The sequence below is a fragment of the Arthrobacter sp. 05N429 genome (assembly GCF_056397045.1).
The window spans coordinates 298,626-314,319 of sequence record NZ_JBFTMQ010000003.1; the positions used below are offsets into that span (position 1 = coordinate 298,626).

The following is a 15,694-nucleotide window of genomic DNA, read 5'->3' on the forward strand; positions in this document are numbered from 1 at the left end:
GACCAACTTTACCGGCCGCGGGCCGTCCGGAAGCCGGCACGCGATATTGTGACAGCATGAGTTTCAACGACAATGTTCAACTGGATCCCTCGCAGGTCCAGGACCGTCGCGGCATGGGCCGCGGCGTCAAAGTCGGGGGCGGGATCGGCGGCGGCATCATCCTGCTGATCGCGGCGCTGCTCGGCATCAATCCGAGCCTGCTGGAAGGCCTGGGCGCCGGCACGCAGGATCCCGGATCGCAGAGCCAGGGCACCGCCCCGGCCTGCACGACCGGCGCCGACGCCGATGCCCGGCTCGACTGCCGCATCACCGGAACGGTCAACAGCCTGAACGCCTTCTGGCCCGCCTACCTGGCCCAATACAACAGGCAGTATCCGCAGCCGGAAACGGTGATCTTCGACGTGGCCACCAACACCGGCTGCGGCTCAGCGACGTCGGAAGTGGGCCCGTTCTACTGCCCCGCCGACTCCACCGCGTACTTCGACCCGGGCTTCTTCCAGGAACTCGTGGACCGCTTCGGCTCCTCCGGCGGACCCCTCGCGCAGGAATACGTGGTGGCGCACGAATTCGGCCACCACATCCAGAACGTGCTGGGGAACCTGGACCGGGCCCAGCAGGACCCGCAGGGACCGGAATCCGGGGCTGTCCGGGTGGAGCTGCAGGCTGACTGCTACGCCGGCCTCTGGGTCCGCTACGCCACGACCCAGCAGGACCCCAAGACCGGGCTGCCATTCCTGGAGCCGCTGAAGGAGCGGGATCTGCAGGATGCCCTCTCCGCCGCCTCCGCCGTCGGTGACGACCGGATCCAGCAGGCCGCAACGGGCAGGGTCTCCCCTGAGGCCTGGACTCACGGCTCCAGCGCCCAGCGGCAGAAATGGTTCTACCAGGGCTACTCGACCGGCGACATCAACCAGTGCGACACGTTCGCCGTCGCTTCCCCGTGACCCTGTAGCGCCGTCGGCTGCTCCGTAACAGCCGTTATGGGCTGCCAGAAGGGCGGTTGCGGAGCAACCGATAGAACGACGACGGCGGGCCCACCTCAGAAAGGTGGACCCGCCGTCGTCGTTGGGGTGTCCTAGATGTTGAAGCCGAGGGCGCGCATCTGGTCGCGGCCGTCCTCGGTGATCCGTTCCGGACCCCACGGCGGCATCCACACCCAGTTGAGGCGCCAGTCGTCGACGACCCCGTCCAGGGCTTTGCCGACCTGCTCCTCGATCACGTCGGTGAGCGGGCAGGCGGCCGTGGTGAGCGTCATGTCGATCAGCAGGGCGCCGTCGTCGTCTGAGTACTTGAGGCCGTACAGCAGGCCGAGGTCAACGATGTTCACACCCAGTTCAGGGTCGATCACATCCTTGAGTGCCTCTTCGACATCCTCGAGGCCCGTTCGGGCCACATTGAGTTCGGTCATTGTGAAGTCCTAACTAGGCCTGGGCTGCAGCATCAGCGGCAGCGATGGTGGCTGCCCCGGCGCCGGTGGCGTAGCGGTCGTAGCCTTCTTCTTCGAGGCGGTCGGCAAGTTCCGGGCCGCCCTCTTCGACAACCTGGCCGTCAACGAACACGTGCACGAAGTCCGGCTTGATGTAGCGCAGGATCCGGGTGTAGTGCGTGATGAGCAGGGTGCCCATGTTGCCTTCGGCGTGGGCGCGGTTGACGCCTTCGGAGACAACCTTGAGTGCGTCGACGTCGAGTCCGGAGTCGGTCTCGTCGAGGATGGCGAACTTCGGCTTGAACAGCTCCAGCTGGAGGATTTCGACGCGCTTCTTCTCGCCGCCGGAGAAGCCCTCGTTGACGTTGCGCTGGGTGAAGTCGGCGTCGATGCGCAGCTGGGCCATGGCGGCCTTGACGTCCTTCGTCCAGGTGCGCAGCTTGGGTGCTTCGCCGTCGATGGCCGTCTTGGCGGTGCGCAGGAAGTTGGTCATGCTGACGCCGGGAACCTCGACCGGGTACTGCATGGCCAGGAACATGCCGGCGCGGGCGCGCTCGTCGACGCTCATCGCGAGGACGTCTTCGCCGTCCAGCGTGATGGTGCCGGAGGTGACGTTGTAGCGCGGGTGCCCGGCGATGGTGGACGCCAGGGTGGACTTGCCGGAACCGTTCGGGCCCATGATGGCGTGGGTCTCGCCGGTCCGGATGGTCAGGCTGACGCCCTTCAGGATTTCCTTCGTGCCCTGCTCGGTGTCAATGCTGACGTGCAGGTCCTTGATCTCAAGAGTAGACATGTGCCTTGTTCTCCTCTGCACCGTGCCCTTCGGCACCGTGCGGTTTCTTGTCGATAAGTTCTGTTGTACGGGTTGCCGGCTGCAGGCAGCTAGCTGAAGTTCGGAGCCGCGGCGCCGTTCACGACGTTGGTGAAGTCCACATAGACCTCGTCGTCCAGTACGGTCACTGCGAAGACGGGAACAGGATCATAGGCAGGCAGCTGGAGCGGCTCGCCGCTGCGCAGATCGAACTGGGAGCCGTGGCCCCAGCACTCGATCATGCAGCCTTCCACTTCGCCCTCGGAAAGGGAGATGTCGGCGTGCGAGCAGGTGTCACCGATGGCATGGATTTCGCCCATCGAGTCCTTGACGATCGCGACAGGGTAGTCGTCGACCAGGATCCGCAGCGCCTGCTTGAGTTGGATCTCACTGGCGTTGCAGACGAGCTCGCCTCTTGGCTGTTCAGTCATTGATGTTTTCCGTGTTCTCTAGTGCTTCGCACTAGTGGTTCGTTGCCGCGAGTTCGCGTTCGACGGCGTCCGTGAGGCGCTCCTCGATCCCCGGAACGTTGATCTTCTGGATGATCTCGTTCAGGAAGCCGCGGACCACCAGCCGGCGGGCCACCTCTTCAGGAATGCCGCGGGCCATCAGGTAGAACAGGTGCTGGTCATCGAAGCGTCCGGTGGCGCTGGCGTGGCCGGCGCCGGCGATCAGGCCGGTCTCGATTTCCAGGTTCGGCACGGAGTCGGCGCGGGCGCCGTCGGTGAGGACCAGGTTGCGGTTGGCCTCGTACGTGTCGGTGCCTTCTGCTTCCTTGCGGATCAGGACGTCGCCCACCCAGACGGTGTGCGCGTTGCGGCCCTGCAGGGCGCCCTTGTACAGGACGTTGGACTTGCAGTTGGCGACGGCGTGGTCGACGAAGAGGCGCTGCTCCAGGTGCTGGCCGGCGTCGGCGAAGTACAGGCCGAACAGTTCAACTTCGGCGCCGGGGGCGGTGAAGCGGGCCGACGGCGTGACGCGGACGAGGTCGCCGCCGAGGCTGACCACGATGTGCTTGAACTTGGCGTCGCGGCCAAGCTTCGCCTGCTGGGAGGAGGCGTGCACGGCGTCGTCGTTCCATTCCTGGAGCGAGATGACGGTGAGCTGCGCGCCGTCCTCCACGAGGATCTCGATGTTCTCTGAGACGACGGCGGTGCCCTGGTGGTCCAGGACGACGACGGCCTTGGAGAACTTCTCCGCGACAATCACGATGTGCTGGGCGGACGCCCCGGTGCCCTGGCCGGTCAGCAGGACGCTGACTTCCCCTTCGGCCTGGACCTCGGCGGGAACCGTGATGACGGTGGCCTCGGTGAAGTTCTCCCAGGCGTTCGCGGACACACGGTCCTCGGGGATCGCGGCGGAGCCGATGCGGGCATCGTCCCGGCCGACGGTTTCGACCCGGACGCTGTCCGGGGCGGTGACGGCCACGGACGGAGCGGCGCCGTTGAGGACCTCGGTGTGCAGGCCGCGGAGGCGCTTGAGCGGCGTGAACCGCCAGTCCTCCTCCATGCCGGTCAGCGGCTTGAAGTCCGCCAGCTTGTAGGAGGTCAGGCGGCCGGCGCGCGAGCTGTCCGGAACGCCGACGCCGCCGCCGTGCGAGTGCCGCTTGACGGCCTCGCCGGCCAGCGGGGACTTGGACTCCGCGGCGTTCAGCGGTGAAAGGCTCTCGCCTTCCTCGGTGAAACCGTTGATGAACGGCTGGGCTGACGGCGCGCCGATGCGGGCCTTTTCAGTAGTGATGTCAGTCATTAACCGACCGATCCTTCCATCTGCAGTTCAATCAGTCGGTTCAGCTCGAGGGCGTATTCCATCGGCAGCTCACGGGCAATCGGCTCGATGAAGCCGCGGACGATCATCGCCATGGCCTCGTCCTCGCGCATGCCGCGGGACATCAGGTAGAACAGCTGTTCTTCGCTGACACGCGAGACCGTGGCCTCGTGTCCCATGGTGACGTCATCCTCGCGGATGTCGATGTACGGGTACGTGTCCGAGCGGCTGATGGTGTCCACCAGCAGGGCGTCACAGCGGACCGTGTTGGCCGAGTGCTTGGCGCCTTCGCGGACCTGGACCAGGCCGCGGTAGGCGGCACGGCCGCCGCCGCGGGCCACGGACTTGGAGATGATCGAGCTCTTGGTGTTCGGTGCGATGTGGACCATCTTGGAGCCGGTGTCTTGGTGCTGGCCTTCGCCCGCGAACGCGATGGACAGGGTCTCGCCTTTGGCGCCCTCGCCCACGAGGTAGACGGCCGGGTACTTCATGGTGACCTTGGAGCCGATGTTGCCATCGATCCATTCCATGGTGGCGTTCTCTTCGCAGATGGCGCGCTTCGTGACCAGGTTGTACACGTTCGTGGACCAGTTCTGGATGGTCGTGTAGCGGACGCGGGCGCCCTTCTTCACGATGATCTCCACGACGGCGGAGTGCAGCGAGTCCGAGGTGTAGATCGGCGCGGTGCAGCCTTCGATGTAGTGGACGTAGGAGTCCTCGTCGGCGATGATCAGCGTGCGCTCGAACTGGCCCATGTTTTCCGTGTTGATGCGGAAGTAGGCCTGCAGCGGGATGTCGACGTGGACGCCCTTGGGGACGTACACGAAGGAACCGCCGGACCAGACGGCCGTGTTCAGCGAGGCGAACTTGTTGTCGCCCACCGGGATGATCGTGCCGAAGTACTCCTGGAAGATCTCCGGGTGCTCGCGCAGCGCGGTGTCGGTGTCCAGGAAGATGACGCCCTGCTGTTCCAGGTCCTCGCGGATCTGGTGGTACACAACCTCGGATTCGTACTGGGCGGCGACGCCCGAGACGAGGCGGCTGCGCTCGGCTTCCGGGATGCCCAGCTTTTCGTAAGTGTTCCGGATGTCCTCGGGCAGGTCCTCCCAGGTGGCGGCCTGCTTCTCCGTGGACCGCACGAAGTACTTGATGTTGTCGAAGTCGATGCCGGAGAGGTCTGCACCCCAGGTGGGCATGGGCTTGCGGTCGAAGTACTTCAGGCCCTTCAGGCGCAGGTCCAGCATCCACTCCGGCTCGTTCTTCTTGGCCGAAATGTCGCGGACGACGTCCTCGTTGATGCCGCGGCGGGCGTTGGCCCCGACATCGTTCTTGTCGGACCAGCCGTACTCATAGGTACCGATTCCGTGGAGCTCGGGATTCTTTTCCAGAATCTCCGAAATCACAGTGGATTCAGCAACCTTCTTCTCTGATAGTTGGTCCGTCATCACGGCCTTTCTTGCAGATGGTTGGATACTTCGTCCAGGCTGCCCGGCGTGGCGGCGGGGCTGTGGGGCCCCGGTGCCGCCGGACGGCCTGTAGGTATGTGGGTGGTGCAGACGTGGCCGCCGCGCGCCAGTGTGGAAAGCCGGCGGACGTCGACGCCGACCAGCCGGGAGAACACGTCGGTCTCCACGTCGCAGAACACTGGGAACTGCGCGGCCAGCTGCTGGATGGGGCAGTGCCCCTGGCACAGCTGGACGCTGGAGAGCGCCGCCGGCAGGGGTGCCTTGGCCTCGATCGACGCCGTGGAGGCGACGAATCCGTCCCGGCTGAGCGCCGCGGAGAGTGCCTGCGCGCGGGCGGTGATGTCCGGCCCGGCCGCGTCGATTTCGGGTGCGTAGCGGCGCTCCATGTCGCCGAAACGCTCGACGGCGAACTGCCGCACGGCTTCGGGACCTGCCATTTCGCCGAGGCGCTGCAGCGCCAGGGTGGCAATGTCCAGGTAGTCGTTTCCGAGCGTGGACTGGCCCTGGGAGCTGAGCACATAGCGGCGGGCGGGGCGCCCGGCGCCCGCACCGGCACGGGTGGCACGCTTGACCTCGATCACACCGTCGCGTGAAAGGTGGTCGAGGTGCCGGCGGACCGCGGCCGGCGTAAAGCCGAGCAGATCGCCGAGTTCGGCGGCGCTGATGGGGCCATGTTCCAGGACTGCGTTCAGTACGCGGTCCCGGGTGCGTTCCTCGGCGTCGGCCGCCGGAAAGGCGGTTGCAGCCTGTGCTGCCAGGGACCCGGCCGTCCCGGAAGGGGACGCCGGCGCCACGCGCGGGCGGCCGTGCACGGCAGGCGCCGCAGAAGTCGGGGTGGTCATGGAATACACAACACAATCATGTCCTAATTTAGTCCCCTGATCCAGTAAGGCATGGCTATCCTCCGGGCAGCCGGCGGGTGCGGCCACCCCAGGCCCGGGGCGTACTACATCCCGTAGAATGCTGTGGTGCGATCCCCCGAATCCCCCGTCCTGTCCATCAGCGGGCTAGTCAAGGATGTAGGTCCACTGTCCACCCTCGACGGCAAAATGCTTCGGGTGGTCAGCGGGCTTTCCCTCGTCGCCGAACGCGGACAGGTGACAGCCCTGCTGGGAGCCAACGGTGCCGGCAAGACCACCACCATCGAATGCGCCCAGGGACTCCAGAAACGCACCCACGGCAGCATCAGCCTCCTGGGCGAGGACCCGGACACGGCCGGGGCCGGGCTGCGGGCCCGCGTCGGGGTGATGCTGCAGGACGGCGGGCTGCCGCCGTCGGCCCGTCCCATCCCGCTGCTCAAGCATATTGCCGGCATGTACCAGGACCCCTGGCCGGTCGGGGAGCTGGTTGACCGCCTTGGAATCGACGCCTTCAGCCGGACCTCCGTGCGGCGGCTTTCCGGCGGGCAGAAGCAGCGGCTTGCGCTTGCGGCCGCCCTGGTGGGCAACCCTGAGGTGCTTTTCCTCGACGAGCCGAGCGCCGGCCTGGACCCGCAGTCGCGCCAACTCGTGTTTGAACTCATTTCCGAACTGCGGAACAGCGGCATGGGCATCGTCCTGACCACGCACCTTATGGATGACGCCCAGCGCCTCGCCGATTACGTCTACATCATCGACGCCGGCCGCAACGTTGCCGAGGGGACAGTCGCGCAGCTCCTGCAGCACCCCCTGCCGCCCGAGGCCGGGGAACAGCACGTCCGCACCCTGCTCTTCGAGGCCGACCCCGGCCTGGATTTCACCGGAGTGCTGCCCGACGGCGTCGACGTCACCGAAGCGCGCGCGGGAAGCTATGCCGCCACCGGCGCGCTGACCCCCGCCGACCTCGCCGCGATCACCGCGTGGTGGGCGGCCCGGGGAATCATGCCCCGTTCGCTGAGCCTTGAGGCCCGCAGCCTGGAAGACGTCTTCCTCGACATCTCCGGAAGGGAGATCCGATGACCCGCGACAGCGCCGCGCTGGGAAACGCGCCTTCGGGCAGCGCCCCGCCGGCCCGCCCCCTTGGCGGTGCGCCCGCCACGCTGCTGCGGCGCATCATGCTGCAAGGCAGGTACGAGACCGTCACGATGCTCCGGAACGGCGAACAGCTGATCCTGGCGATCGTCCTTCCGCTGCTGGCCATGGTGGGCCTGACCGTCACCCCCCTGCTGGACGGGTTCGGCGCGAGCCGGATCAATGTTGCCGTGCCGGGGATCCTTGCGCTGTGTGCGATGTCCACCGCCTTCACCGGACAGGGCATCTCCACCGGTTTTGACCGCCGCTACGGGGTTCTGCGCTTCCTCTCCACCACTCCCCTGGGCCGCACCGGGCTGATCGCCGGGAAGATCCTCGCGGTCCTCGCGGTGCTGTCCCTGCAGGTACTCGTGGTCACGGCCGTGGCCCTGTTGCTGGGCTGGCAGCCGAATCCGCAGGGATGGGCCCCGGCACTCGGCCTGCTGGTGCTGGGCGCCGCGGCTTTCACGGCGCTTGGGCTGCTGGTTGCAGGCACCGTCCGGCCGGAAGCGACCCTGGCCATCACCAACCTGCTGTGGATCCTGCTGGGTGCCCTCGGCGGGATCGTGGTCCCGGCCGAACGCCTGCCTGCCCTGCTGGAGGCGATCGTGCAGTTCCTGCCCTCCGGCGCCCTTGGGCAGGCAATGCGGGAAGCGTTCCTGTCCGGCACTGTCAACCCTGTCTCCGTACTTGTCCTGCTGCTCTGGACGGCGATTGCCGGCGGCGCAGCAACCCGTTGGTTCAAATGGAATTGAGAAAACTGTGAGCACGGCCTCCCGCCCTCCCCGGACCGCTTCCCGGAACATCTCCTGGCTGCCCGTCACCGTCGACAAGACGGTGCAGCGGCTGGCGGTGCTGTCCCTGATCGGCCAGACCATCCTGATCGTGACCGGCGGCGCCGTCCGCCTCACCGCATCGGGCCTGGGCTGCCCCACCTGGCCGCGCTGCACGGACGCGTCGCTGGTGAACACGCCGGAAATGGGGATCCACGGCATCATCGAATTCGGCAACCGCCTCCTGACGTTCGCCCTGGCCGCCATCGCCGTGGCAATGCTGGTGTACCTGTGGAACCTCCGCAAGGAACGCCGCGACCTCTTCCTGCTTGCCCTCGGGCTGCTCGCCAGCATCCCGGCGCAGGCCATCATCGGCGGCATCACCGTGCTGACCCAGCTGAACCCCTGGGTGGTGGGGCTGCACTTCCTCGTCTCGATGGCCCTGGTGGTCGTGGCGACCCTGCTGGTCAACCGCGCCTACGGGCGGACCGGGAAATTCCGGACGGCTCAACTGCCCGCACTGCCCGGCGTCGCGCGTCCGCTGATGTCCGCCGTCGCGCTGTTCTCCGCCCTGGCCGTGTGCCTGGGTGTCGTCGTCACCGGTGCCGGCCCGCACGCCGGCGACGCCGATGCCCCGCGCAACAACCTGGACTGGGACCTGTTCTCGCACATCCACGCCGTCCCGGCCTACCTCGTCACCGCAGGGACGCTCTTCGCGCTGTACCTCGTCCTCCGCGACCGGATCACCGGCCCGTTCCGCACTGCCGTCATGCTGCTCCTCGGCATCACCGTGCTGCAGGCCGCCATCGGGTTCACCCAGTACTACAACGGCATCCCGGCGCTCTTGGTCGGGGCGCACATGCTCGCGGCCGCCTTGCTGATGAGCGCAGCCACGAACGCCGCCGACCTGGCCCGCAGCAGCCCGGTCAAGTAGGCACACACAAGTAGCGCCAGGCCTCAAGCAGAAGAACCCCGGTCCGCCTGGACCGGGGTTCTTCTGTCTTGTCTGCGCGGGCGCCTCGTGGCTGGCTGGTCAGCCGCCCATGATGGCGGAGCCGACGAACGGGTCCACGGCGAGGGCGATGAAGAGCAGGGTCAGGTAGCTGATGGAGCCGTGGAAGACCTTCATGGCGCCCTTGTTGGACACGTCGCCGGCCTGCGCCCGGTTGTACAGCGCGTGCGACTCGTAGAGGAACCACGCGCCGGCGAGCACGGCGGTGACGGTGTAGACCCAGCCTGCGCCGCCGGCCGGAACCAGCAGCAGCGAGCACGCCACCATGGCCCACGCGTACAGGACCACCTGCACCGAGACGACCTTGGCCCCGGCGATCGCGCCAAGCATCGGCACGTTGGCGTTGCGGTAGTCCTCGCCGTAGCGCATGGACAGCGGCCAGTAGTGCGGCGGGGTCCACAGGAAGATCACCATAAAGAGCACGATGGCGGGCCATTCCACCGTGTTGGTCACGGCGGCCCAGGCAATGAGCACGGGGAAGCAGCCGGCCGCCCCGCCCCAGACGATGTTCTGCGCCGTGCGGCGCTTGAGGATCATCGTGTAGATGACAACGTAGAAGACGATCGCCCCGAGGCCAAGCCAGGCCGAGAGCGGGTTGGCGCCGAACCAGAGGATCGCGATAGCGGCCGCGCCCAGGAGCCACGAGAACACCAGCGCTTCACGCGGGGTGACCTCACCCGTGACCAGGGGCCGGTTCTCCGTGCGGTGCATCAGCTTGTCGATGTCGCGGTCGAGGTAGCAGTTGAACGCGCCCGCGCTGCCGGCGGCAAACGCACCGCCCACGAGGGTTGCCAGGATCAGGCCGATCGACGGGAAGCCGCGCTCCGCGTAGATCATGGTGGGCAGGGTGCTGACCAGCAGGAGTTCGATGACGCGGGGTTTCGTGAGCGCCAGGTAGGCCTTGGCTTTACGGGAGAAGCCGATTCTTCCGCGGGTGGGCGAAGCGGTCAGCGGCGTATCTGTTGTGCTCACGGTGGCAGTCACTCTGTTCTGTCTGGCTGTTCAGTCCGGCTGGTTCCGCAACGCGGGTTGCATATCGAGGGGGGTCCACGCGCTGCGCACAGGCGTGTCCTCGCCCCCGTTGGTAGCCACTGACCATCATACCGTGCAGGCACGGGACGGCCGCTCCCGGGAGTGCCGCCGCCGCACTGCCATGATTCGAACAGATTAACGCGGGCTCACTGCCGCCGCGGACACAGGTGATTCATATAAGCGTAAATCCCGTCCAATTGGTGAGATATACAGCACCCGGCAGGTGGAATGGGGCTAAGCTGTCAGCAGATCAGCGTGCACGGGCCGCAGCTATATCCGGCCGCCCTGGTGGCTGCAGCATCTGCAGCTGTGCATGTGCACACGCGACTGAATGATAGATCAACGTTTCGATGGTGAACGGCTGGTACGTACCGCAGCGGGCACCGAACTGTGCCCCGGACGGGACTGACCCTACCGCCCGCCGTCAGCACAGAGAGGGGCCCGGTTTTCGTGCCACATTTGGAAGAGCAAGAACTGTCATGGACCAGCTTGGACCAGCGCGCCGTGGACACCATCCGCGTCCTGGCCGCCGACGCCGTCGAGAAGGTCGGCAACGGCCACCCCGGCACCGCGATGAGCCTGGCTCCGGCCGCCTACCTTCTCTTCCAGAAGCTGATGCGGCACGACCCGAAGAACCCCGACTGGCTGGGACGCGACCGTTTTGTCCTCTCCCCCGGCCACACCTCCCTGACGCTGTACATCCAGCTCTTCCTCTCCGGCTACGGCCTGGAACTGAAAGACCTTGAGGCGCTGCGCACCTGGGGCTCACTGACCCCGGGCCACCCGGAGTACAAGCACACCAAGGGCGTCGAGATCACCACCGGCCCGCTGGGCCAGGGCCTCGCCTCCGCCGTCGGCTTCGCCTACTCGCAGCGCCGCCAGCGCGGACTGTTCGACGCCGACGCCGCCGAAGGCACCAGCCCGTTCGACCACACCGTCTGGGTCATCGCGTCCGACGGCGACCTCCAGGAAGGCGTCACCTCCGAAGCGTCCTCGCTCGCCGGGCACCAGGAACTCGGCAACCTCGTGGTGATCTACGACGAGAACCACATCTCGATCGAGGACGACACCGACATCTCCTTCACCGAGGATGTCCTGAAGCGCTACGAGGCCTACGGCTGGCACGTCCAGCGCGTCGACTGGACGCGCACCGGGGAGTACAAGGAGGACGTGCAGGAACTGCACGCGGCCCTGCTGGCCGCCAGGGCCGAGACCGGCAAGCCCTCCATCGTGTCCCTGCGCACCATCATCGGCTACCCGGCCCCGAAGAAGCAGAACACCGGCAAGATCCACGGCTCCGCCCTCGGGTCCGAGGAGGTCGCCGCCCTGAAGAAGGTCCTCGGTTTCGACCCGGAGCGTTCCTTCCAGGTCGACGACGACGTCCTGGCCCACGCCCGTGCGGCCGTGGACCGCGGCGCGGCCGTCCGCAGCGAGTGGCAGGAGGCCTTCGAGGCCTGGCAGTCCGGCAACCCCGAGGCAGCGGCCCTGCTGGAGCGCGTCGAGGCCCGCAAGCTTCCGGCCGAACTCGACGCCGCCCTCCCGGTCTTCGAGTCCGGCAAGGACGTCTCCACCCGCGCCGCCTCCGGCAAGGTCCTGAACGCGATCGGCCCGGTCATGCCGGAGCTGTGGGGCGGCTCGGCCGACCTCGCCGAGTCCAACAACACCACGATCGAGGGTTCGCCGTCGTTCATCCCGGTCTCCCGCTCCACGGATGCCTGGAAGGGCAACCCCTACGGCCGGGTGCTGCACTTCGGCATCCGCGAGCACGCCGCCGCGTCGATCGTCAACGGCATCAGCCTGCACGGCCGCACCCGCGCGTTCTCCGGCACCTTCCTGATCTTCAGTGACTACCAGCGCCCGGCGATCCGCCTCGGCGCCCTCATGGGAGTCCCGTCGCTGTACGTCTGGACGCACGACTCGATCGGCCTCGGCGAAGACGGCCCGACCCACCAGCCGGTGGAGCAGCTCGCCTCACTCCGGGCGATTCCGGGCCTGGACGTTGTCCGGCCCGGCGACGCCAACGAGGTCGCGGCCGCCTGGAAGGCCATGCTCGAGAACCACGAGAACCCGGCCGGCATCGTGCTGACCCGCCAGAACATCCCCACGTATGCCCGCGGAACCGGCGACGCCGACGGCGACACGTTCGGCTCCACCGCCGGCGTCGCTAAGGGCGGCTACGTCCTGGCCGAGGCCTCGGCGGACGGCAAGACCGCCGACGCCCAGGTCATCCTGATCGGCACCGGTTCCGAGGTCCAGCTGGCCGTGCACGCCCGTGAGGCGCTTCAGGCCGAAGGCATCCCCACCCGCGTCGTCTCCATGCCGTGCGTCGAGTGGTTCAACAAGCAGGACGCCGCCTACCGTGAAGCGGTGCTCCCGGCTGCAGTCAAGGCACGGGTATCCGTCGAGGCCGGGCTCTCCCTGGGCTGGAGGGAATTCGTCGGCGACGCCGGCCGTTCCGTCTCCCTCGAGCACTACGGCGCCTCGGCGGACTACAAGCGCCTGTTCCAGGAATTCGGCATCACCGCGGAGGCTGTCGCCGCCGCAGCCAAGGATTCCCTCGCGGGCCTCCCGGCCTGACCCAGACGTCCCACTTTCCGGGCCGCCGCCCTACTGACGGCGGCGGCCCCAGACTTCAGGAGTTACCCATGACCACCACCCCCACCCAGCAGCTCTCCGACGCCGGCGTCTCCATCTGGCTCGATGACCTTTCCCGCGGCCGCCTCGCCACCGGAACGCTCCGCAAGCTGATCGAAGAGAAGAACGTTGTCGGTGTCACCACGAACCCCAGCATCTTCCACGCCGCCATCACCACCGGCCACGACTACGACGCCATCATCGCCGCCCAGGCCGCGGCCGGCGCCACCGTGGAGGAGACCGTCTTCGAAATCACCACCACCGACGTCGCCGACGCCTGCGAGCTCTTCGCCCCCGTCGCCGCCGCCACCAAGGGCGTCGACGGGCGGGTCTCCATCGAGGTTGACCCGCGCCTCGCCTGGGACACCGCCGGCACCATCGCCGAAGCCAAGCACCTGTACAAGAAGGTGGGCAAGGACAACGTCCACATCAAGATCCCGGCAACCCTGGAAGGCCTCGAGGCCATCACGGCCATCCTGGCCGAGGGCATCAGCGTCAACGTCACGCTGATCTTCTCGCTGGAACGCTACCGGGCCGTCATCAACGCCTTCCAGTCCGGCCTGGAGCAGGCCAAGGACAACGGCCACGACCTCTCCAAGATCCACTCTGTTGCGTCCTTCTTCGTCTCCCGCGTGGACTCCGAAATCGACAAGCGCCTCGACGCGATCGGCACCGACGAGGCGCGCGCCCTCAAGGGCAAGGCCGGCGTGGCCAACGCCCGCCTCGCCTACCAGGTCTACGAGGAGCTGTTCTCCACCGAGCGCTGGGCCCTGCTCGCCGACGCCGGGGCACTCCCCCAGCGCCCGCTGTGGGCTTCCACCGGCGTCAAGGACCCGGCCTACCCGGACACCCTCTACGTCACGGAACTCGTCGCCCCCGGCGTCGTGAACACCATGCCGGAAAAGACCCTCGACGCCACGTTCGACCACGGCACCGTCACGGGCAACACGATCACCCGCGGCTATGACGACGCCAACGCCACGCTGAACGCCCTCGATGCCCTCGGCATCTCCTACAACGAGGTCGTCGCGGTGCTCGAGTCCGAAGGCCTCGACAAGTTCGTGGCAAGCTGGAAGGAACTGCTGGCCGACGTCGAGGGAGCCCTCGCCGCTGCACGGAAGGGCGCATAGTCTCCATGACCACTCTCAGCTACGACGCCACGGGCGCTGCCCGCCTGGCCCACGAACAGCACCTGCCCGCCCTGCTGGAAGACAAGGTCGCCACCCGGATCTTCGCCAAGGACCCCACCCTGTGGGGCCCCGACGCCGAGTCCGAGGCTTCCGTCCGGCTGGGCTGGGTCGAGGCGGCCACCGTCTCCCAGCCGCTCGTGGCGGACATCCTGGCACTCCGTGACGCCCTGCGCGCCGAGGGCGTCAGCCGGATTGTCCTCTGCGGCATGGGCGGATCTTCGCTGGCCCCCGAGGTCATCGCCGGAACCGCCGGCGTCGAGCTGACCGTGCTGGACAGCACAGATCCGGAACAGGTGGCCGCCGCCCTCGCGGACCGGCTGGCCGAAACCGCGATTGTGGTGTCCTCCAAGTCCGGATCCACCGTGGAGACGGACTCCCAGCGCCGGATCTTCGAGCACGCCTTCACCGAGGCGGGTCTCGACGCGAAGAGCCGGATCATCATCGTCACCGATCCGGGCTCGCCGCTGGACAAATCCGCCCGGGAGGCCGGTTACCGCGCCGTCTTCAACGCCGATCCGAACGTCGGCGGACGTTTTTCGGCGCTTACCGCGTTCGGGATCGTGCCGTGCGGCCTGGCCGGCGTGGACATCCAGGCCTTCCTGGACGAAGCGGAGGAGGCAGCCGAGGTCCTCAACGAGGACGGCGAGGAAAACATTGGCCTCGCCCTCGGCGCGGCGCTGGGCGGCACCAACCCGCTGCGCAACAAGATTGTCATCGCAGAGGACGGCTCCGGCATCAAGGGCTTCGCCGACTGGGCAGAACAGCTCATCGCCGAATCCACCGGCAAGCTCGGCACCGGCGTGCTGCCGGTCGTTGCCGGACCCGCGTCGCCGGAGGCCGCCCTCGGCGCAGCCGACGTCCTGGTGGTCCGCCTCGTCGCCGCGGACGCCGACGTCGAACTCGGCGAAAACGAGGTCGCCATCGCCGGCGGCCTGCCCACGCAGATGATGACGTGGGAGTTCGCGACCGCCGTGGCAGGCCGCCTGCTCGGCATCAACCCGTACGACCAGCCCGACGTCGAAGCCGCCAAGGTGGCCGCCCGCGGACTGCTGGACGCACAGCCGGAGCCGACGCCGGCAGCCTTCACCGACGGCGCCATCGAGGTCCGCGGCGGGGACTGGCTCGGCGGCGCGGACACCGCCGCCGGGGCAGTCACCGCCCTGCTGGTGGAGCTCGGCCCGGACAGCTACTTGAGCGTCCAGGCCTACTTCGACCGGCTCGCCTACGCCCCCCTGGAGGGTGTGCGGGACCAACTGGCCGCCGTCAGCGGCCGCCCGGTGACGTTCGGCTGGGGTCCGCGCTTCCTGCACTCCACCGGACAGTTCCACAAGGGCGGACCCGCAATCGGCGTCTTCCTGCAGGTGACGGCCGCGTCCGCCACCGACCTTGCCATCCCGGACCGTCCTTTCAGCTTCGGCGAGCTGATCTCGGCGCAGGCCGCAGGCGACGCGCAGGTACTTTCCGACCACGGCCGTCCGGTTCTCCGCCTGCACCTCACGGACCGCGCAGCCGGCGTCCGCCAGCTGCAGGACCTCGTCTCCACGCTGGCCGGCCAGGCAGTCCCCTCCACCTAAAGCTAAGGCACCAACGTAACC

The 15,694-nt window shown here is 67.6% G+C and carries 14 protein-coding genes; 7 read left to right on the top strand and 7 right to left on the bottom strand.

All coding sequences use genetic code 11. The features are described from left to right. Positions 1-56 precede the first annotated feature (56 nt). On the top strand, positions 57-944 hold the full coding sequence (gene ypfJ / locus AC1DF4_RS08335) for a KPN_02809 family neutral zinc metallopeptidase (RefSeq protein WP_476912428.1): 888 nt from the start codon (positions 57-59) through the stop codon (positions 942-944). Between the two features lie 131 nt (positions 945-1,075). Here the strand turns inward: ypfJ and AC1DF4_RS08340 are convergent, their stop codons facing one another. The 6 genes from AC1DF4_RS08340 to AC1DF4_RS08365 form a co-directional block, all read right to left on the bottom strand. Further along, on the bottom strand, positions 1,076-1,408 hold the full coding sequence (locus AC1DF4_RS08340) for a metal-sulfur cluster assembly factor (RefSeq protein WP_441404053.1): 333 nt from the start codon (positions 1,406-1,408) through the stop codon (positions 1,076-1,078). Positions 1,409-1,421: 13 nt separating this feature from the next. Then, positions 1,422-2,219: a Fe-S cluster assembly ATPase SufC gene (gene sufC, locus AC1DF4_RS08345; RefSeq protein ID WP_056434015.1), complete on the bottom strand. Its 798-nt coding sequence runs from the start codon at positions 2,217-2,219 to the stop codon at positions 1,422-1,424. A gap of 89 nt (positions 2,220-2,308) precedes the next feature. Next, on the bottom strand, positions 2,309-2,668 hold the full coding sequence (locus AC1DF4_RS08350; RefSeq protein WP_346925524.1) for a non-heme iron oxygenase ferredoxin subunit: 360 nt from the start codon (positions 2,666-2,668) through the stop codon (positions 2,309-2,311). 31 nt (positions 2,669-2,699) lie between these two features. Further along, entirely contained in the window at positions 2,700-3,986 is a 1,287-nt protein-coding gene (gene sufD / locus AC1DF4_RS08355; protein ID WP_476912429.1) for a Fe-S cluster assembly protein SufD, read from the bottom strand. Further along, positions 3,986-5,449, bottom strand: a complete 1,464-nt coding sequence (gene sufB, locus AC1DF4_RS08360) for a Fe-S cluster assembly protein SufB (RefSeq protein WP_476912430.1) — start codon at positions 5,447-5,449, stop codon at positions 3,986-3,988. Before sufB ends, sufD begins: the two co-directional genes overlap by 1 nt. Continuing rightward, positions 5,449-6,321, bottom strand: a complete 873-nt coding sequence (locus tag AC1DF4_RS08365; protein ID WP_476912431.1) for a helix-turn-helix transcriptional regulator — start codon at positions 6,319-6,321, stop codon at positions 5,449-5,451. Before AC1DF4_RS08365 ends, sufB begins: the two co-directional genes overlap by 1 nt. 117 nt (positions 6,322-6,438) lie before the next feature. On the opposite strand from AC1DF4_RS08365, the gene AC1DF4_RS08370 reads away from it, so the two are divergent. From AC1DF4_RS08370 to AC1DF4_RS08380, 3 genes are all read left to right on the top strand, one after another. Beyond that, positions 6,439-7,407: an ABC transporter ATP-binding protein gene (locus AC1DF4_RS08370; protein ID WP_476912432.1), complete on the top strand. Its 969-nt coding sequence runs from the start codon at positions 6,439-6,441 to the stop codon at positions 7,405-7,407. Positions 7,408-7,502: 95 nt separating this feature from the next. Continuing rightward, positions 7,503-8,213 carry an ABC transporter permease gene (locus AC1DF4_RS08375; protein WP_476912532.1) on the top strand — a complete coding sequence of 237 codons (711 nt, stop codon included), beginning with the start codon at positions 7,503-7,505 and terminating at the stop codon, positions 8,211-8,213. Positions 8,214-8,220: 7 nt separating this feature from the next. Beyond that, the gene (locus AC1DF4_RS08380) at positions 8,221-9,165 is read left to right on the top strand and encodes a COX15/CtaA family protein (protein ID WP_476912433.1); all 945 of its coding nucleotides are present in this window, start codon (positions 8,221-8,223) and stop codon (positions 9,163-9,165) included. Positions 9,166-9,264: 99 nt separating this feature from the next. Here the strand turns inward: AC1DF4_RS08380 and AC1DF4_RS08385 are convergent, their stop codons facing one another. Continuing rightward, a complete protein-coding gene (locus AC1DF4_RS08385) occupies positions 9,265-10,227 on the bottom strand; it encodes a heme o synthase (RefSeq protein WP_476912434.1) in 963 nt (320 codons plus the stop codon). Between the two features lie 507 nt (positions 10,228-10,734). Between AC1DF4_RS08385 and tkt the strand changes: the two genes are divergently transcribed. The 3 genes from tkt (at position 10,735) to AC1DF4_RS08400 (ending at position 15,673) form a co-directional block, all read left to right on the top strand. Continuing rightward, positions 10,735-12,852, top strand: coding sequence for a transketolase (gene tkt, locus AC1DF4_RS08390; RefSeq protein WP_476912533.1), 2,118 nt, complete (start codon positions 10,735-10,737; stop codon positions 12,850-12,852). A 68-nt stretch (positions 12,853-12,920) separates the two neighbouring features. Then, positions 12,921-14,039, top strand: a complete 1,119-nt coding sequence (tal, locus tag AC1DF4_RS08395; protein WP_476912435.1) for a transaldolase — start codon at positions 12,921-12,923, stop codon at positions 14,037-14,039. Positions 14,040-14,044: 5 nt separating this feature from the next. Further along, positions 14,045-15,673, top strand: a complete 1,629-nt coding sequence (locus AC1DF4_RS08400; protein WP_476912436.1) for a glucose-6-phosphate isomerase — start codon at positions 14,045-14,047, stop codon at positions 15,671-15,673. Positions 15,674-15,694: the final 21 nt, after the last annotated feature.